Below are 17,184 nucleotides of genomic sequence, written 5' to 3'. Positions count from 1 at the left end.
TGGGGTTCAAAGTGTGGACCACGAATGGCAATCAGTCGTTCGATCCACGAGATTAGGCCTACGCTTGAACTCAGCAGTGTAGGAGCGAAGCTTGCTCGCGAAGGCGGTGTTTCGTTCAGAGTAGATGTTGAATGTGCTGGCGCCTTCGTCGGATCGCCGCCCGGAGCAAGCTTCGCTCCTACAGGGGGTGGTGTTTACATTTGATTTTTTTTGACAGGAGCTTTTCATGACCCAGCTGCGCCGCGTCGCGATTATTGGCGGTAACCGTATTCCGTTCGCCCGCTCCAACGGGCCGTACGCCACCGCCAGTAACCAGGCGATGCTCACCGCAGCGCTCGAAGGTTTGATCGAACGCTACAACCTCCACGGCCTGCGCATCGGCGAAGTGGTCGCGGGGGCGGTCCTCAAGCTGTCCCGAGACATGAACCTGACGCGCGAGTGTGTCCTCGGTTCACGGTTGTCCCCTTATACGCCGGCGTATGACATCCAACAGGCTTGCGGCACGGGTCTTGAAGCGGCGCTGCTGGTCGCGAACAAGATTGCCCTGGGACAGATCGATTGCGGCATTGCCGGTGGCGTCGATACCACCTCGGATGCGCCGATCAGCGTCAGTGAAGGTTTGCGCAGGGTGCTGTTGCAAGCCAATCGCGCCAAGACCACCGGCGACAAACTGAAAACGTTTCTGCAACTGCGTCCCCGGGACTTGATCCCGGAATTCCCGCGCAACGGCGAACCGCGCACAGGGTTGTCCATGGGGCAGCATTGCGAATTGATGGCCCAGACCTGGAACATCCCCCGCGAAGATCAGGATCAACTGGCGCTGGAGAGTCATCAAAAACTCACGGCCTCGTACACCGAAGGCTGGCACAACGATCTGATGACGCCGTTCCTTGGCCTGACCCGCGACAACAACCTGCGCCCCGACCTGACCCTGGAAAAACTCGCGTCGCTGAAACCGGCTTTCGAGAAAAGCGCCAAGGGCACGCTGACGGCCGGCAACTCCACGCCGCTCACCGATGGCGCGTCGCTGGTGCTGCTGGGCAGTGAAGAATGGGCAAAGGAACGTGGCTTGCCGATTCTCGCGTATTTGCGTGACGGCGAAGCCGCGGCGGTGGATTTCGTCAACGGTGCCGAAGGGCTGTTGATGGCACCGGTGTATGCGGTGCCGCGTTTGCTGGCGCGCAACGGACTGACCTTGCAGGACTTCGACTACTACGAAATCCACGAAGCCTTTGCCGCACAAGTACTCTGCACGTTAAAGGCCTGGGAGGATCCGGAGTATTGCAAAACCCGCCTCGGTCTCGACGCGCCACTGGGCTCCATCGACCGCAGTCGCCTCAACGTCAAAGGCAGTTCACTGGCGGCCGGGCATCCGTTTGCCGCGACCGGCGGGCGTATCGTCGCCAACCTGGCGAAACTGCTCGACGCGGCGGGCAAGGGCCGAGGCCTGATCTCGATTTGCGCCGCCGGTGGTCAGGGCGTGACGGCGATTATCGAGCGCTGATCAGTTCGGCGTTCTGCTGAGCAATACGTTCGCGGTTGCGGTTGGCGTAATTCTCGGCCATCACCGAACAGACGATCAGCTGCAATGGGTGGTAGATCATGATCGGCAGCAGAATCAAGCCGAGACCCGGGTTGGCACCGAAGATCAACGCGGCCATCGGCGCACCTGCCGCCAAGGATTTTTTGCTGGCGCAGAACACCGCCGCGATCTCATCGGCCGGGCTGAATTTCAAGGCGCGGGCGGTGCGTGTGGTCATCCACAGGATGATCGCCAGCAGGATCGCACTGCCGATCAGCGCGCTGAGAATCACGCTGTTGCCCTGTTGCTGCCACATGCCCGAGACCATCGAATTGCAGAACGCCGAGTAGACCAGCAACAGGATCACCAGCTTATCGACGATGTTGGTGTAACGCTTGTGGCGGGCGAAGAATTTGCCGAGCAGCGGCCGCAACAGTTGGCCGAGTACCAGCGGCAGCAGCAACATGGCGCAGAGGTCGAGCAGGGTTGAGCCCAGATCGATGCCGCCAGCACCGCTGCCGACCACCAGACTCACCAACAATGGCGTCAGAAAAATCCCCAATACGCTGGACAGGCTCGCGTTGAGAATCGCCGCCGGCACGTTGCCGCCTGCGCTGCCGGTCAGGGCCACGGAAGAAGAAATGGTCGACGGCAGGGCGCACAGGTAAAAGAAGCCGAGCATCAGCAGCGACGGAATGTGCGAACCCAACAGCTTGTCGCTCAGCAGCCAGATCAGCGGGAACACCGCGAAGGTGAAGCCCTGAACCATCACATGCAGTTTCCAGTTCTTCAGGCCATGGCTGATCTGCTCGCTGGACAGGTTGACCCCGTGCAGGAAGAACACCAGGAACACGCCGATGTTGATCACGTACTCGGCGTGCATTCCGCCGCCCGTGGCGCCGAAGACCGGGAAGAAATACGACAGCAGCGTGGCGATCAGCATGCCGCACAAGAACCAGTCGGTGACCACGCGTTTAAGGTGTTTGAAGGCATGCATAACCGGCACCGAATACATTTGTAAGAAATGATGACTTAGCCTAACGTCGGCCTTATCTGCCGTCTTGCGACATAAGGCCAATCAATGCCGACTAACGGACACCTTTCCCTCGAACGAACGATTCCGACGCTGAAGGCGTTGCCGCGTCCGCTGTTCGCGCGGGCGGAAAGTCTGAATGCCGGGTCGTGGACGCCACCTCATCGTCACGATTGGGTGCAGTTTTCCTACGCCATCAGCGGCGTTCTCGGTGTGCACACCGCTGAGGGCAGCTTCTTTGCGCCGCCGCAGTGGGGGATCTGGATTCCGGCGGATCTTGAGCACCAGGTGGTGACCTCGATGCGCGCCGAGATGCGCAGCCTCTATGTGCGCCGTGAGGATTGTGAATGGGCGGACGGGCGTTGCCGGGTGCTGGAAGTCACGCCGCTGGCCCGGGAGCTGATCAAGAGTTTTTGCTTGCTGCCGGTGGAGTATCCACAGGGGGAGAGCCAGGAAGCGCGGTTGGTGAATGTGCTGCTGGATCAGCTGGCGAATCTGCCGGAGGTGGGGTTTTCCCTGCCGTTGCCGCGGCATGAGCGGTTGCTCGGGTTGTGCAATGAGCTGATTGAAAGTCCGGAGCGCAATGTGACGTTGCAGGAATGGGCGCAGCGCTTGGGGACGTCGGAGAAGACGCTGATGCGCCTGTTTCAGCGCGAAACCGGGTTGAGTTTTCGATGCTGGCGGCAGCGGATGCGGTTGCTGTCGTCGTTGAGTTTGCTGGAGGAGGGCGACAGCGTGACCAATGCGGCGCTGTCTTGCGGGTATGACTCGACGTCGGCGTTTATTGCGGCGTTCAAGGGATTGTTCGGGTTTACGCCGGGGGAGTTGTTTCGGCAGTGAGATCCAGCCCCTCACCCCAGCCCTCTCCCCAAGGGGGAGAGGGGGAAAGGGAGCCGATCTTCATGTTTTTCGAAACCTGAGTTCGACTCGATTTCTCAGGTCGATAATTTTCTTGAGAAAATATCACTTAGTCCCCTCGCCCCTCTGGGGAGAGGGTTAGGGTGAGGGGTGGATCTAAAACCACCCCCATTCTCAAGTCCTGAACCGCCGAACCAACCCATCCAGTTCATTCGACAACCCGGCCAGGCTCTGGGAATCCAGTCGCGCCGAGTTCGCCAGTTCTGCCACCAACTGCGCATCGCCATGGATCTGGCTGATGTGCCGATTGATGTCTTCAGCCACCTGATGCTGTTCTTCCGCCGCCGTCGCGATCTGCGTGTTCATGTCGCGAATCACATCCACCGACTCACGAATCAGCCCGAAACTGCTGCGCGCTTCGCCGATGCGGGTCACCGATTGTTGCGACACTTCCAGGCTCGCATGCATCTGCTGAGTCACTTGGCTGGTGCGCTTGGCCAGGTTGCCCAGCAAGCCATCGATTTCCGCCGTGGAATCCGCCGTGCGTTTGGCCAGCGCCCGGACTTCATCTGCCACCACCGCAAAACCGCGACCTTGCTCACCGGCCCGCGCCGCTTCAATGGCGGCGTTCAGGGCCAGCAGGTTGGTCTGTTCGGCAATCGAGCGAATGGTCCCCAGGATCGACTGAATGTCGTTGCTGTCGCGTTCAAGCTGTTGCATCGATTGCGCCGACTGTTCGATTTCCTGGCTCAAGCGATCAACGCTGGTCACTGCCGCATCAATCTGTTGCTGGCCTTGACGCGCCTGGCGTTGCCCGCTGTCAGCGGATTCCGCCGCTTGGCTGCAAGAACGTGCAACTTCGTTGGCGGTGGCGACCATTTCGTGGAACGCGGTGGACACCATGTCGACCGCCTCACGCTGGCGCCCGGCGGCTTCAGCCATGTCGCTGGAGACCTGGGTCGAACTCTTGGAGGTGGCGAGGATTTTGGTCGCGGCGCCGCCAATGCTTTGGATCAAGTTGCGAATCGCCGTCAGGAACTGGTTGAACCAACTCGCCAACTGCGCGGTTTCGTCGCTGCCACGGATTTCCAGGTTCTTGGTCAGGTCGCCTTCACCTTGGGCGATGCCTTCCAGGCCGCTGGCCACGCTGCGGATCGGCCGAACGATGACACTGGCGAAACTGGCACCGAGAATGGCGAAGACCACCGCCAGAACGGCGGCGATGATTGCGATCAGCCAGGTCAGCTGGGTCGCGGAGCTCATCACGTCGTTTTGCTTGATCAGTCCGATAAAGGTCCAGCCCAGTTGCTCCGACGGCCAGACGTTAGCCATGTAGCGTTCGCCGTTCAACTCGACTTCCACCAAGCCTTTGCCGGCCTTGGCCAGTTGGGCGTAACCCTCGCCCAGGCTGCTCAAGGCCTTGAAGTTGTGTTCCGGTTGCTTTGGATCGACCAGCACGGTGCCGGTGTTTTCCAGCAACATCAGGTAGCCGGTTTCACCGAGCTTGATCTGTTTGACGATTTCGGTGAGCTGCTTGAGCGTCACGTCGATACTGACCACGCCGCCGTTGTTGCCCAATTTGTTATCGATGGTGCGCACGGTGCTGACGTAGGTCGCGTCATCCTGGGCCCAGTAATAGGCCTCGGTGCGAAACGGTTTACCCGGTTTGGCCTGGGCCGCCTTGTACCAGGGGCGCTGGCGCGGGTCGTAATTGGTCAGCTTGGCATCGTCCGGCCAGGACACATAACCGCCGGCCGCGGTGCCGAGGATGGCATAAGCGTAGGACGGATGGCTGTTACCCAGGTCCTGCAGGAGGCTGAAGACCTTTTTGTCCATCTCGCCCTGGGGAATGCTCTCGGCGTTGGCGCTCATGTAGGTCTTGAGGCTGTCGTCGGAGTCTTTGATCAGGGGTTGTTTGGCCAGGTAATCGACGTTCTGGCTGATGCCGTCGAAAAACAATTGCATGGCGTTGCTGACCTGACGAATTTCGCGACCACTGCCGTCGACGAAATTCTCCTTGGCGTCACTGCGCAAGTTCAGCACGACGAGGGTGGCGACCAGCACCACGGGCAAGCAGGCGATGATTGCAAACGCCCAGGTCAACTTCTGTTTGATGTTCATCCGCGCTCCAGATTGTTCTTGTAGGCCCACGCAGTGCAGATGACTCGCGGATTATTGGCAGCCGAAAACGGTGTTGATTCACCCGGTTCCCCGAGTGCGCCATCGTCATTTTTGTCGGAACGATTGTCGGACAAATCACTCTGTCACTGATGACTTCGGCTGAATGAAGGGGAAATTGAGGTCTGTTGAGAAAAATCCTACGAAGGGTATGAATTCGGGTGTCAGCTTCTGTCGCAAATGCCCTCACACCCCATCGTCACCAAGTGGCGCAGGCTCAGCTATGATCTCGGGCGGCCGATGACGGCCGGCGATGAATGACCGATTATTCCGGCACATTGTGTGCATCACGACGTTCATAGGTCGGCAACCCCTCCCCCGAACGAGTGGATTGCCGTATAACGAATGACTTTCGCGTGTTTGGTAATAAAGGACCCACAATAAAAGCTGATGAAGACTCCAAAACGCATTGAACCCCTGATCGAGGACGGTCTGGTCGACGAGGTGCTGCGCCCACTCATGAGTGGTAAAGAAGCAGCTGTTTATGTGGTGCGCTGCGGTAACGAGCTACGTTGCGCGAAGGTCTACAAGGAGGCGAATAAACGCAGTTTCCGTCAGGCGGCCGAGTATCAGGAAGGCCGCAAGGTGCGCAACAGCCGTCAGGCTCGAGCGATGGCCAAAGGCTCGAAATTCGGCAAGAAAGAAACCGAAGACGCCTGGCAGAACGCCGAAGTGGCGGCTTTGTTCCGCCTGGCCGGTGCTGGCGTTCGGGTTCCAAAGCCGTACGACTTCCTTGAGGGCGTGCTGCTGATGGAACTGGTGGCCGACGAGTACGGTGATGCCGCGCCGCGTCTGAACGACGTGGTGCTGGAGCCGGATCAGGCGCGCGAGTATCACGCGTTCCTGATTTCGCAGATCGTGCTGATGCTGTGTACCGGTCTGGTGCACGGTGACCTGTCCGAGTTCAACGTGCTGTTGACCCCGACCGGCCCGGTGATCATCGACTTGCCGCAAGCGGTCGACGCGGCGGGCAACAACCACGCGTTCAGCATGCTGGAACGGGACGTCGGCAACATGGCGTCCTACTTCGGCCGGTTTGCGCCGGAGTTGAAAAAGACCCGGTTCGCCAAGGAAATGTGGGCGTTGTACGAAGCCGGCACCTTGCACCCGGCCAGCATCTTGACCGGCGAGTTCGACGAACCGGAAGAGCTGGCTGACGTGGGCGGGATCATGCGCGAGATCGAGGCGGCACGCCTGGATGAAGAGCGCAAACAAGCGGTGCGCGCGGCAGATGATGCGCCACCGGGCAAAACCGAAGAACCGCCTCCACCGTGGATGCAGTGATCGGTTAACGAAAAACCCGGCTTCGGCCGGGTTTTTTGTAAGAGGGGATCAACCCGATATCGAGTCGCCTGCATCGCGGGCAAGCCACGCTCCCACAAGTTTTGTGTCGCCCCCGGATTCCATGATCGACACCGGACCTGTGGGAGCGTGGCTTGCCCGCGATGGGGCCATCACCTTCAAAATCAATCCGCCTGACACTCCGCTTTGGCGATCAGACGCGAACAGGTTGCGCGCAGCAGCCCGACTCCAGGTTCTTGAGGATCGGGCAGTCGGGGCGATGGTCGCCCTGACAATGCTCGACCAGGTCCTGCAGGGTGTCGCGCAACTGACCGAGTTCGCGGATTTTCTGGTTCAGTTCGTCGATGTGCTGGCGAGCCAGGGCTTTGACGTCGGCACTGGCGCGCTGGCGGTCCTGCCAGAGGGTCAGCAGTTTGCCGACCTCCTCGAGTGAAAATCCCAGGTCCCGGGAGCGTTTGATGAACGCCAGCGTGTGCAGGTCATCATCGCCATAAACGCGGTAACCGCTGTCGGTGCGATGGGCGGCCTTGAGCAAGCCGATGGACTCGTAATAACGAATCATCTTCGCGCTCAGGCCGCTATGGCGGGCTGCTTGACCGATGTTCATCGGTTGTCCTCCAGATCCTTGGTTTCCAGGTTTTCAACAGTAACGCATTGCTCACCACGCTGACGCTCGACAACGCCATCGCCGCGCCGGCCAGCACCGGGTTGAGGAAGCCGAACGCGGCCAGCGGAATGCCGATCAGGTTATAGACGAACGCCCAGAACAGGTTTTGCCGAATCTTTGCGTAGGTCTTGCGGCTGATCTCCAGCGCGGCGGGCACCAGCCGTGGGTCGCCGCGCATCAGGGTGATCCCGGCCGCGTGCATGGCCACGTCGGTGCCACCGCCCATGGCGATGCCGATGTCGGCGGCCGCCAGGGCCGGAGCGTCGTTGATGCCGTCACCAACCATCGCCACCACGCCGGTTTTCTTCAGTTCGGCGACGGTGGCGGCTTTGTCTGCCGGCAATACTTCGGCGTGGACATCGGTAATGCCCAGGGCTTGCGCAACCACTTTGGCGCTGCCGCGGTTGTCGCCGGTCAGCAGGTGGCTGCTGATGTTCCGTGCGCTGAGCTGTTGCACCGCGTGCAGCGCGCCGGGTTTGAGCGTGTCACCGAACGCGAACAGACCCAGTACGTTTGGCTTGGGGCTTTGTTCGATCAGCCAGGAGAGGGTGCGGCCTTCGGTTTCCCACGCGGTTGCGGAGTCAGCCAATGGGCCTGCGCTCAAACCGCTTTCTTCCAGCAGCCTGCGATTACCCAACGCCAAACGACGACCGTCGAGCGTGCCGGCGATGCCACGACCGGTCAGCGACTGGCTGTCGCTGACATCGGCCACGGTCAAACCGCGTTCGGCGCAAGCGTCCAGAACGGCCTTGGCCAGCGGGTGTTCGCTGCCGCGTTGCAGAGCGCCGGCCATTTGCAGCAGGGCGGCTTCGTCACCGTTGATGGCACTCAAATGAGCGATGCGCGGTGTGCCCGAGGTCAGCGTGCCGGTTTTGTCGAACACCACGGCGCTGACTTCATGCGCACGTTCCAGTGCTTCGGCGTCCTTGATCAGAATTCCGTAGCGGGCGGCGACACCGGTGCCGGCCATGATCGCGGTCGGCGTGGCCAGGCCCAATGCACAAGGGCAAGCGATGACCAGTACGGCGACGGCATTGATCAACGCGGTTTCCATCGGCGCGCCGTACAACCACCAGCCGATCAAAGTCGCCAGCGCGATCAACAGAACGGTCGGCACAAACACCTGACTGACTTTATCCACCAGCTTCTGGATCGGTGCCTTGGCAGCCTGGGCGTCTTCGACCAGACGGATGATCCGCGCCAGCACGGTTTCTGCGCCCAGGGCCTGGGTGCGAACCAGCAACCTGCCTTCGCCATTGATCGCGCCGCCAGTGACTTTGTCACCGGGCTGCTTGGGCACCGGCAGGCTTTCACCGCTGATCAGCGCTTCGTCGGCGTGGCTCTGGCCTTCGACCACTTCACCGTCCACCGGGAAACGTTCGCCAGGCTTGACCATGACCAGGTCATTAAGGCGCAAGGCACTGATGGCGACGTCCTGCTCGCAGCCGTCGATCACCTGAATCGCGCGTTCCGGGCGCAAGGCTTCGAGGGCGCGGATGGCGCTGGCGGTCTGGCGTTTGGCGCGGCTTTCCAGGTATTTGCCCAGCAACACCAAGGCAATCACCACCGCCGAGGCTTCGAAATACAAGTGCGGCATGCGCCCGGCCGCCGTGGCCCATTCATAAAGGCTCAAGCCATAGCCGGCGCTGGTGCCCAGGGCGACCAGCAAATCCATGTTGCCGGCCCCGGCGCGAACGGCTTTCCAGGCGGCGACATAAAAACGTGCGCCGAAAATGAACTGCACCGGCGTGGCCAGCGCGAATTGCGCCCAGGCCGGGAGCATCCAGTGCACGCCAAACGGTTGCAGCAGCATCGGCAACACCAGCGGCAAGGCGAGGGCGATCGCCATGATCAACGCCCAACGCTCACGGTGCAGACGCTGTTGTTGCTGGTCGGTTTGCGGGTGTTCGACTTCCCAGACGCTGGCGCTGTAGCCGGCCTTGGTCACAGCAGCGATCAAAGATTGCGGGTCGATTTGTCCGAGCAGTTCCAGATGTGCCCGTTCGTTAGCCAAGTTGACGCTGACGTTTTTCACCCCGGGCACCTTGGCCAGCGCCCGTTCGACGCGGCCGACGCAAGATGCGCAAGTCATGCCGTCGATGCTCAGTTCCAGGCTTTGTTGCGGCACTCTGTAACCGGCCTGCTGCACCGCGTCCATCAAGGCCGGCAGGCTGTCACTGGGTGCCTGGACCCGGGCCTGCTCGGTGGTGAGGTTGACGCTGACGGCAGAGGCGCCGATGACTTTGCTCAAGGCACGCTCGACACGCCCGGCGCAACTGGCGCAGGTCATGCCGGCAATTGGCAGATCGAAAGTGGTGGATTCGGACATCGGTCGCGCTCCCTGTAGAAGATGCCTACAGGATCAACCTTGCCATGCTGGCAAGGTCAAGCGCAAAGATCGAGGTGCTCAAACCCGCCCTGTAGGAGCGAGGCTTGCCCGCGAAGGGGCCGTAACATTCAACATTGATACTGAATGCAACGGCCCTTTCGCGGGCAAGCCTCGCTCCTACAGGGGTCGATGGTGGTCAGTAGTCCAGGACAGTGGGCTTGAGGTACATCCCTTCCTGTGTCATCGCAATCCGGAACTTCAACACATCTCCGGCCTTGAGCGTGATGTTCTGCGAGCCCGGCGCGAGCATGCCCGGGTTGCAACCCAGTGCCTGGCCCGGCAACAGTTTGAGGCGCAGGGATACATTGCCCGGCGGCAGGTTGAACGAAGTGCTTTGTTCCTGGAACAGCCGCGCCGACAGTTGATCCTGGATGTATACGCCGATCTCGCAGGAGGTCGCGACTTCCAGGCGCTCGCGGGAAATGATCAGTACGCCATAGTCCTCCCCGGCGGCTTGAACCGAAGGTGTCGCGGCAAACAGGCTGAGGAAGCCAAACAGGCTGAGAGCTGACCAGCGCATGGCTGAATCTCCTGAAGTCGAGTCATTAATGCTCGCAGCTTGGCCGAGCGCGCCGCCGATTGCCAGCCCGGCAGATCTCTTCAGAACTTGACCTTGCCATGGTGGCAAGCTCGAGACTGCCCGCAACCCTCATAAAAGGAGCCACACCATGCAAGTGTTCAACGTTCAAGGCATGTCATGCGGTCACTGCGTCAACGCCATTACCCAGGCGCTGCAAGCCAAGGATCCTGCGGCCAGCGTGCGGATCGATCTGGCGGCGAAAGAAGTCGGTGTTGAAAGTGCGCTGACAACCGAGCAAGTGATCGCCGCAATCACCGAAGAAGGCTACGACGCAAAGCTCGCCTGAGACCATACACAAATCCCTGTGGGAGCGAGCCTGCTCGCGATAGCGGTGTATCAGTCGACACCAATGCTGATTGACACACTGCTATCGCGAGCAGGCTCGCTCCCACATTGGTTTTGTGTTGATCCTGGGTTTTTAATAGTTAGCGAGCTATCGGAATGTTCAAGGCGTCCATGCGCGGCTAGACTGTCGGGCTGCCGACTTATGCCCAACTGGATGCCTGATGAACTTCCGTACCATTTTGATTCTTGGCGCCCTCAGCGCTTTCGGTCCGCTGGCGATCGATTTCTACCTGCCGGCGTTCCCGGCGATGGCGCTCGCGTTCGGTACCGATGAGAAACACGTTCAGCTGACACTGGCCGCGTATTTCCTGGGCCTGTCCCTCGGTCAGCTGGCGTACGGGCCGGTAGCGGACCGCTTCGGTCGACGGATTCCTTTGCTGACGGGCGTCGGTCTGTTCACCGCCGCCTCCCTGGCCTGCGCGTTTGCGCCGAATCTGGAATGGTTGATCGGTGCGCGGTTCATTCAGGCGCTCGGTGGTTGCGCGGGGATGGTGATTGCCCGAGCGGTGGTCAGTGACAAATGCGATGCGGTGGGTTCGGCGAAAGTTTTTTCGCAGCTGATGCTGGTGATGGGCCTGGCGCCGATCCTCGCGCCCATGCTCGGTGGACTGCTGGTCAACACCACGGGCTGGCAGTCAATCTTTCTGGTTCTGACCGGTTTCAGTGCACTGGCGGGATTGGCCGTGGCGATCGGGTTGCCGGAAAGTCTGCCGGCTCATGTGCCGCGCCAACCGTTGTCGGGGGCGTTGCGTCAGTACGGTCGGCTGTTGTCGGATCCGGTCTACCTCGGCCACGCCTTGACCGGCGGTATTGCCATTGCCGGGATGTTTGCCTACATCGCCGGTTCACCGTTCGTCTTCATCAAACTCTACGGTGTACCGGCCGAGCATTTCGGCTGGCTGTTCGGGACCAACGCGGCGGGTTTCATTCTGGTGGCGCAGGTCAATGCGCGATTGCTGGCCAAGCGTGGCCCGGCATTCCTGCTGGTGCGTACCGTGTGGATCTACCTGGGTGCGGGGCTGACTCTGCTCGCCGTCAGTGCGCTGCACTCCGAGCAGTTATGGCCGCTGCTGATTCCGCTGTTTATCTGCATCGCCAGCCTCGGTTGCATCCTCCCTAACGCCTCGGCCTGCGCCATGAACGGGCAGGGCGCCCGCGCCGGCAGTGCGTCGGCGATGCTCGGTTGCCTGCAATTCAGCGTCGCCGCCGGAGCGGCAGCCTTGGTCGGTGTTTTACACGATGGCAGCGCCGTGCCGATGGCTATGGTCATCAGCCTGTGCGGAATTCTGGTGGTGAGCGCGGCGATGCTCACCCGGCGTTTGCAAAATGCCCGGGCATTGGTGCAAGCCCAGGTCTGAGGACGGACTCAGCCAGCGGCGCGCTGCTGGCGGTCGGGAAATTGATGGGGCGCGAACAATCGCGCTTCAAGGGTTCTGGTGAAGGCGATTGCTTCAGCTTCGCTGCGGAACGTTACCGCGTGCTGGTCCAGACGGACCTGCCACTGGGATTTAGCCACTTCTTTTATCAGGATCTTCATTGCTGAACTCTCCTCTCTTAAAAGATGTTACGTAAAAGAATGCATCGCAGAGGTTTCGATTGTAGACCCGAATACGATCGCAATTGTGACAACGCTCAACTCTCGGACTGACGGTGTCGTCCAGAGGGACGACACCTGTTTCATTTTGTTTCAGAACCCTTCGAGCACAATCTTGCCCTTGGACTTGCCGCTTTCCAGCAGCTCATGGGCGCGACGCAGGTTGGCCGCGTTGATGGTCCCGAAGTGCTCGCCGACCGTGGTCTTCAGCGTACCAGCATCGATCAGCCCGGCCACGCGGTTGAGCAGTTTGTGCTGCTCGATCATGTCCGCCGTTTCGAACAGCGAGCGGGTGTACATGAATTCCCAGTGCAGCGACAGGCTCTTGCGCTTGAGCTTGGTCACGTCCAGCGCTTTCGGATCATCGATCAGTGCCAGTTTGCCTTGCGGCGCCAACGCCTCGACCAGTTGATCCAGGTGGTGATCGGTCTGGGTCAGGCTGGCGACGTGGGTCACATGGTCCACGCCTGCACGCTTGAGCTCTTCACTCAGCGGCTGTCTGTGATCGATCACCAGATCGGCGCCCAGCTCGCGCACCCAGCTCTGGGTTTGCGGGCGGGAAGCGGTGCCGATGACGTTCAGCCCGGTGAGCTGGCTGGCCAGTTGCGTGAGGATAGAGCCCACACCGCCAGCCGCGCCGACGATCAGCAGGCTCTGGCCCTCATCGGCGTTACCTTCGCGTACTTGCAGGCGCTCGAAAAGCAATTCCCAAGCCGTGATGGCGGTCAGCGGCAGCGCGGCGGCTTCGGCGAAACCGAGGGTTTTCGGCATATGGCCGACGATGCGTTCGTCCACCACGTGCAATTCGCTATTGCCCCCGGCACGGGCGATGGAGCCCGCGTAAAACACCTTGTCGCCCGCCTTGAACAGCGTGACATCACTGCCGACAGCCTTGACCACACCGGCCACGTCCCACCCCAGCACTTTCGCCGCGCCGCCCTCAGGCTGGACGTTCTGGCGGACCTTGGTGTCGACCGGGTTCACCGAGATGGCTTTGACTTCCACCAGCAGATCCCGCGGACCAGCAACCGGTTCTGGCAGTTCGATGTCTTGCAGGGACTTGGCGTCGCTGATCGGCAAAGAGGCGTAGTAGGCGATGGCTTTCATGTAGGGCTCCTGAACATTAATAGAAGAAGGGATCAAGCCACGGTGCGCAGGCGCTTGAGTTCGAAGTGCTCAAGAAAGTCGCCGGCCTTGGCCCGAAAGTTCTGGACATGGGCGCTGGCGTCATGGGCTTGCAGGGCCTCGTCGCTGCTCCAGTGTTCAATCATGTAGAAAGCCAGCGGATTGGCCAGGTCCTGGTGCAGGTCGTATTGGCCGCAACCGGCCTCGGCCCGGGTCGGTTCCACCAGCGCACGCAGGTGCTGTTCGAGGGCGTCTTGCTGGCCGGCTTTGGCAATCAGGGTGGCAATGGCGGTAAAAGGCTGGGACATGGTCGACTCCGGAAACGGGATGATTTCGATGGGGTGGATGATTGGCTATTTCTCTGCAAGATAAAACCCGCTAAAAGAGCAGTCTCTTTCAATATTTTTTTGATAATCGGGGCTGAAATGCTGCGTTTCGATGACTTGCAGTTGTTCGTCCGGGCAGCGGACCTGGGGAGTCTGTCGGCAGCGGCGCGGGTGATGGACATGTCGGCAGCGGTGGCCAGTGCGGCGTTGAAGCGCATTGAACAGCAACTCGGCGCGCGTTTGCTGGCGCGTTCCACCCGCAGTTTGCGTCTGACCGCCGAAGGTGAGGGCTTTCTGGAATACGCCCGGGCTGCCTTAAGCAATCTCGATGAAGGTCGTCGCTTGCTGGCCAGCGGTCAGGACCAGGTCAGCGGGATTTTGCAGTTGTCGGCACCGTCAGACTTTGGCCGCAACCTGTTGCTGCCATGGCTCGACGAATTCCAGCGTGAGCATCCCAAACTGACCGTGCGCCTGTTGCTGGGCGATCGCATCGCCGACCTGTTCCGCCAACCAGTGGACATTGCCCTGCGTTACGGCGAACCGGAAGACTCAAGCCTGGTGGCTCTGCCCATCGCTGCGCAAAACCGCCGTGTGCTCTGCGCTGCGCCGAGTTATCTGGCCCGGCATGGCGAGCCGCGGCATCTGGAGCAACTGGCGCAGCACAATTGTTTATTGTTCATGCTCGGTGGCCGGGTCCATGATCACTGGAGCTTCCACGACGGCAAGCGCGAAGTCGGCCTGACCGTCAGCGGCGATCGTTTCAGTGACGATGCCGATGTCGTGCGGCTGTGGGCAGTGGCGGGGGCGGGGATTGCTTATAAGTCCTGGCTGGATGTCGCCGCCGATGTGCTCGCCGGACGATTGAAAGTGCTGATGCCGGAGTTGCTCTGCGAGCGCGCACCGCTGAATCTGCTGTGCGCCCATCGCGCACAATTGAGTAAGCCGGTGAACCTTTTGCGGGAAATGCTTGCCAGCCGATGCGCTCATTTAGGCAGCCAATTTCCGACGATATCGGGCATCGATCATTAGTCGCAGGCAAATAGCGAAATTTCTGTCAGGAACTATCACCACCCACGCTTTCCCAGGGGCAGGAACCGGCGGTTAACCCGCTTATACTAGCGCCCGCCTCATGTACGCACCGTCGATCTCGCGATGGCGAGTCCGCGTTCCAGTCGGCACGGCCCCTCGGCCGGGCACCAGACCTTTGTGATACCTGCGAGGCAATGGCACAGGTGAGTGAGGGACTTTGCCCGGCTTATGGCGGTTTCCGCGTCTTGGCCGACGACACATTACTGGTCAAGATGTCTCTGAGCAGCAGACGAAACGATTCAACAGGGAGTGAATACATGGAACATGCACCTTGCATCAGCCAGATCGCCACGTTGCTGGCTGACCCCAAGCGCAGCGCAATGATGTGGGCCTTGATGGACGGCTCGGCGCGGCAGACCGAAGAGCTGGCGCTATTGGCCGGCCTGTCACCGTCTTCGGCCAGTGCACACCTGGGGCGTTTGTCCGCCGGAGGTCTGTTGAAAGTCGAAATCCGTGGGCGCAAACGCTTTTTCCGCCTGGCCGCGCCTGAAGTCGGCGCGGCAATCGAAGCGTTGGCCAGCGCGACGCTGGCCAGTACCCCGCAGCCAGTCCCGGACGTTTTCAAACGCACCAGCCCCATTGCCAAACCGCAGGCGGCGCCTTCGTCGTTGTTGCGGGCCCGACTGTGCGATGACCATCTGGGAGGCACTCTGGCCGCCGACCTTTACCAGCGGTTGCTGGATGCGGGCTGGATCGAGCAGTTCGAACAGCGCGTCATGATCACCCACAAGGGTTCCACGCAACTGGCCTCGCGCGGCGTGTTCATCCAGGCCTTGGCCCATCGCAACAGCAGAGTGGCCTGCGCGTGTCCCGACTGGAGCGAAAGACGCCCGCACATGGGCGGTTCGCTGGGTGCTGCGTTGTTGCAGCTGTTCATGCAATCCGGCTGGCTGAGCCTGCCCAACGATTCGCGAGCCTTGCAGATCACGGCCGCAGGGCAGCGGGAAATCCATCGTTTCGCCAAGGAAACCGAGCTGGAAATGGCGCTTTAGCGCCGTTTGAAGTGCTAAACCGGTAGCCGGCTGAACACAGAATCTGTAGGAGCGAGCCTGCTCGCGATGGCGATGTGTCAGTTAATATCTAAGTCAACTGACAGACTGCAATCGCGAGCAGGCTCGCTCCCACACGGTTATTTGGTGACCTTTAAGGTTTCACCAACCGCGCATCCAGGCTGTTCTGCGCCAGTCGCTTGGCCTGATCCTGGGTCATGCCCAGATCGGTGTACAGCGCATGGAAGTTCTCGGTCACATACCCGCCGAAGTACGCCGGGTCATCCGAGTTCACGGTGACTTTCACGCCACGCTCAAGCATGTCGAGGATGTTGTGCTGGGACATGTGGTCGAACACGCAGAGCTTGGTGTTGGACAACGGGCACACGGTCAGCGGGATCTGCTCGTCGATGATCCGCTGCATCAAGCGCTCGTCTTCGATGGCGCGCACGCCATGGTCGATGCGCTGGATTTTCAGCAGGTCGAGGGCTTCCCAGATGTACTCGGGCGGGCCTTCTTCACCGGCGTGGGCGACGGTCAGGAAACCTTCGTGGCGGGCACGATCGAACACGCGCTTGAACTTGCTCGGCGGGTGGCCCATTTCCGAACTGTCCAGGCCGACAGCCACAAACGCCTCGCGAAACGGCAGTGCCTGGTCGAGGGTTTTCTGGGCTTCTTCTTCGCTCAAGTGACGCAGGAAGCTCAGGATCAAACCGCTGGTGATGCCCAGTTGCTGCTCGCCATCCTTGAGCGCCGCCGCGATGCCGTTGAGCACCACTTCGAACGGCACACCACGGTCGGTGTGGGTCTGCGGGTCGAAGAACGGTTCGGTGTGAATCACGTTCTGCGCCTTGCAACGCAACAGGTAGGCCCAGGTCAGGTCGTAGAAGTCCTGCGAGGTGCGCAACACGTCGGCGCCCTGGTAGTACAGATCGAGGAATTCTTGCAGGTTGTTGAAGGCGTACGCCTTGCGCAGGGTGTCGACATCGCTCCACGGCAGGGCGATCTTGTTGCGTTCGGCCAAGGCGAACAGCAACTCAGGCTCCAGCGAACCCTCGAGGTGCAAGTGCAGTTCTGCCTTGGGCAGGGCGTTCAGCCAGTCGTACATAGTCTTTTCTCATCAGGTGCAGATGGCGAGCATTCTACAGATGCCCGTAGAAACAATTAGCAAAACCTGAGCAGCCGGT

16 protein-coding genes and 1 pseudogene are annotated in these 17,184 nt (G+C 60.6%); 7 read left to right on the top strand and 10 right to left on the bottom strand.

What is annotated here, in order from left to right; genetic code table 11:
• The first annotated feature begins 226 nt into the window (after nt 1–226).
• The gene (locus ACYZT6_RS22805) at nt 227–1,504 is read left to right on the top strand and encodes an acetyl-CoA C-acetyltransferase (RefSeq protein ID WP_462028724.1); all 1,278 of its coding nucleotides are present in this window, start codon (nt 227–229) and stop codon (nt 1,502–1,504) included.
• Here the strand turns inward: ACYZT6_RS22805 and ACYZT6_RS22800 are convergent.
• Nucleotides 1,491–2,519 carry a bile acid:sodium symporter family protein gene (locus tag ACYZT6_RS22800; RefSeq protein ID WP_462028723.1) on the bottom strand — a complete coding sequence of 343 codons (1,029 nt, stop codon included), beginning with the start codon at nt 2,517–2,519 and terminating at the stop codon, nt 1,491–1,493. The two genes, ACYZT6_RS22805 and ACYZT6_RS22800, sit on opposite strands and share 14 nt — an antisense overlap.
• A gap of 84 nt (nt 2,520–2,603) precedes the next feature.
• On the opposite strand from ACYZT6_RS22800, the gene ACYZT6_RS22795 reads away from it, so the two are divergent.
• On the top strand, nt 2,604–3,395 hold the full coding sequence (locus tag ACYZT6_RS22795) for an AraC family transcriptional regulator (protein WP_462028722.1): 792 nt from the start codon (nt 2,604–2,606) through the stop codon (nt 3,393–3,395).
• A 192-nt stretch (nt 3,396–3,587) separates the two neighbouring features.
• On the opposite strand, the gene ACYZT6_RS22790 is transcribed toward ACYZT6_RS22795, so the two are convergent.
• Both ACYZT6_RS22790 and ACYZT6_RS22785 read right to left on the bottom strand, forming a co-directional pair.
• Nucleotides 3,588–4,316, bottom strand: a complete 729-nt coding sequence (locus ACYZT6_RS22790; protein ID WP_370654461.1) for a methyl-accepting chemotaxis protein — start codon at nt 4,314–4,316, stop codon at nt 3,588–3,590.
• Nucleotides 4,317–4,445: 129 nt separating this feature from the next.
• Nucleotides 4,446–5,534, bottom strand: a pseudogene (locus tag ACYZT6_RS22785) (cache domain-containing protein); the annotation flags it as partial.
• A gap of 447 nt (nt 5,535–5,981) precedes the next feature.
• Here ACYZT6_RS22785 and ACYZT6_RS22780 point away from each other — a divergent pair.
• Complete coding sequence (locus tag ACYZT6_RS22780) at nt 5,982–6,875, top strand: PA4780 family RIO1-like protein kinase (protein ID WP_462028721.1); 894 nt, start codon at nt 5,982–5,984, stop codon at nt 6,873–6,875.
• A 211-nt stretch (nt 6,876–7,086) separates the two neighbouring features.
• Here the strand turns inward: ACYZT6_RS22780 and cueR are convergent, their stop codons facing one another.
• The 3 genes from cueR to ACYZT6_RS22765 all read right to left on the bottom strand — a co-directional run bounded on the left by cueR (nt 7,087) and on the right by ACYZT6_RS22765 (nt 10,469).
• Nucleotides 7,087–7,500: a Cu(I)-responsive transcriptional regulator gene (gene cueR / locus ACYZT6_RS22775; protein WP_462028720.1), complete on the bottom strand. Its 414-nt coding sequence runs from the start codon at nt 7,498–7,500 to the stop codon at nt 7,087–7,089.
• On the bottom strand, nt 7,472–9,889 hold the full coding sequence (locus tag ACYZT6_RS22770; RefSeq protein ID WP_462028719.1) for a heavy metal translocating P-type ATPase: 2,418 nt from the start codon (nt 9,887–9,889) through the stop codon (nt 7,472–7,474). Before ACYZT6_RS22770 ends, cueR begins: the two co-directional genes overlap by 29 nt.
• 196 nt (nt 9,890–10,085) lie before the next feature.
• Nucleotides 10,086–10,469 carry a hypothetical protein gene (locus ACYZT6_RS22765; protein ID WP_462028718.1) on the bottom strand — a complete coding sequence of 128 codons (384 nt, stop codon included), beginning with the start codon at nt 10,467–10,469 and terminating at the stop codon, nt 10,086–10,088.
• Between the two features lie 148 nt (nt 10,470–10,617).
• Between ACYZT6_RS22765 and ACYZT6_RS22760 the strand changes: the two genes are divergently transcribed.
• A complete protein-coding gene (locus ACYZT6_RS22760) occupies nt 10,618–10,815 on the top strand; it encodes a cation transporter (RefSeq protein ID WP_462028717.1) in 198 nt (65 codons plus the stop codon).
• A gap of 220 nt (nt 10,816–11,035) precedes the next feature.
• On the top strand, nt 11,036–12,232 hold the full coding sequence (locus ACYZT6_RS22755; protein ID WP_462028716.1) for a multidrug effflux MFS transporter: 1,197 nt from the start codon (nt 11,036–11,038) through the stop codon (nt 12,230–12,232).
• A gap of 8 nt (nt 12,233–12,240) precedes the next feature.
• Here ACYZT6_RS22755 and ACYZT6_RS22750 read toward each other — a convergent pair whose 3' ends face one another.
• The 3 genes from ACYZT6_RS22750 to ACYZT6_RS22740 all read right to left on the bottom strand — a co-directional run bounded on the left by ACYZT6_RS22750 (nt 12,241) and on the right by ACYZT6_RS22740 (nt 13,901).
• Nucleotides 12,241–12,411 (bottom strand): hypothetical protein, encoded by a 171-nt coding sequence (locus ACYZT6_RS22750; RefSeq protein ID WP_462028715.1) that lies wholly within the window; start codon nt 12,409–12,411, stop codon nt 12,241–12,243.
• A 150-nt stretch (nt 12,412–12,561) separates the two neighbouring features.
• Nucleotides 12,562–13,575 (bottom strand): zinc-binding alcohol dehydrogenase family protein, encoded by a 1,014-nt coding sequence (locus tag ACYZT6_RS22745; RefSeq protein WP_462028714.1) that lies wholly within the window; start codon nt 13,573–13,575, stop codon nt 12,562–12,564.
• Between the two features lie 32 nt (nt 13,576–13,607).
• Nucleotides 13,608–13,901: a putative quinol monooxygenase gene (locus ACYZT6_RS22740; RefSeq protein ID WP_438659709.1), complete on the bottom strand. Its 294-nt coding sequence runs from the start codon at nt 13,899–13,901 to the stop codon at nt 13,608–13,610.
• Between the two features lie 117 nt (nt 13,902–14,018).
• Here ACYZT6_RS22740 and ACYZT6_RS22735 point away from each other — a divergent pair, with 117 nt between their 5' ends.
• Together ACYZT6_RS22735 and ACYZT6_RS22730 are read left to right on the top strand one after the other, a co-directional pair.
• Nucleotides 14,019–14,948, top strand: coding sequence for a LysR family transcriptional regulator (locus ACYZT6_RS22735; protein WP_462028713.1), 930 nt, complete (start codon nt 14,019–14,021; stop codon nt 14,946–14,948).
• 317 nt (nt 14,949–15,265) lie between these two features.
• Nucleotides 15,266–16,000, top strand: a complete 735-nt coding sequence (locus tag ACYZT6_RS22730) for an ArsR/SmtB family transcription factor (RefSeq protein WP_010463793.1) — start codon at nt 15,266–15,268, stop codon at nt 15,998–16,000.
• 151 nt (nt 16,001–16,151) lie between these two features.
• Here the strand turns inward: ACYZT6_RS22730 and ACYZT6_RS22725 are convergent, their stop codons facing one another.
• Nucleotides 16,152–17,105, bottom strand: a complete 954-nt coding sequence (locus tag ACYZT6_RS22725; RefSeq protein WP_462028712.1) for an adenosine deaminase — start codon at nt 17,103–17,105, stop codon at nt 16,152–16,154.
• Between the last annotated feature and the right edge of the window lie 79 nt (nt 17,106–17,184).

The sequence above is a fragment of the Pseudomonas sp. RT6P73 genome (assembly GCF_054897715.1).
Note: the sequence above shows the minus strand (reverse complement) of the source record. Positions and strands in the feature narration are given on the sequence as shown.

Coding starts and splice junctions, on each gene's coding strand:
- ACYZT6_RS22805 (WP_462028724.1), top strand. CDS start 227: ATGACCCAGCTGCGCCGCGTCGCGATTATTGGCGGTAACCGTATTCCG.
- ACYZT6_RS22800 (WP_462028723.1), bottom strand. CDS start 2,519: ATGCATGCCTTCAAACACCTTAAACGCGTGGTCACCGACTGGTTCTTG.
- ACYZT6_RS22795 (WP_462028722.1), top strand. CDS start 2,604: ATGCCGACTAACGGACACCTTTCCCTCGAACGAACGATTCCGACGCTG.
- ACYZT6_RS22790 (WP_370654461.1), bottom strand. CDS start 4,316: ATGGTGTCCACCGCGTTCCACGAAATGGTCGCCACCGCCAACGAAGTT.
- ACYZT6_RS22780 (WP_462028721.1), top strand. CDS start 5,982: ATGAAGACTCCAAAACGCATTGAACCCCTGATCGAGGACGGTCTGGTC.
- cueR (WP_462028720.1), bottom strand. CDS start 7,500: ATGAACATCGGTCAAGCAGCCCGCCATAGCGGCCTGAGCGCGAAGATG.
- ACYZT6_RS22770 (WP_462028719.1), bottom strand. CDS start 9,889: ATGTCCGAATCCACCACTTTCGATCTGCCAATTGCCGGCATGACCTGC.
- ACYZT6_RS22765 (WP_462028718.1), bottom strand. CDS start 10,469: ATGCGCTGGTCAGCTCTCAGCCTGTTTGGCTTCCTCAGCCTGTTTGCC.
- ACYZT6_RS22760 (WP_462028717.1), top strand. CDS start 10,618: ATGCAAGTGTTCAACGTTCAAGGCATGTCATGCGGTCACTGCGTCAAC.
- ACYZT6_RS22755 (WP_462028716.1), top strand. CDS start 11,036: ATGAACTTCCGTACCATTTTGATTCTTGGCGCCCTCAGCGCTTTCGGT.
- ACYZT6_RS22750 (WP_462028715.1), bottom strand. CDS start 12,411: ATGAAGATCCTGATAAAAGAAGTGGCTAAATCCCAGTGGCAGGTCCGT.
- ACYZT6_RS22745 (WP_462028714.1), bottom strand. CDS start 13,575: ATGAAAGCCATCGCCTACTACGCCTCTTTGCCGATCAGCGACGCCAAG.
- ACYZT6_RS22740 (WP_438659709.1), bottom strand. CDS start 13,901: ATGTCCCAGCCTTTTACCGCCATTGCCACCCTGATTGCCAAAGCCGGC.
- ACYZT6_RS22735 (WP_462028713.1), top strand. CDS start 14,019: ATGCTGCGTTTCGATGACTTGCAGTTGTTCGTCCGGGCAGCGGACCTG.
- ACYZT6_RS22730 (WP_010463793.1), top strand. CDS start 15,266: ATGGAACATGCACCTTGCATCAGCCAGATCGCCACGTTGCTGGCTGAC.
- ACYZT6_RS22725 (WP_462028712.1), bottom strand. CDS start 17,105: ATGTACGACTGGCTGAACGCCCTGCCCAAGGCAGAACTGCACTTGCAC.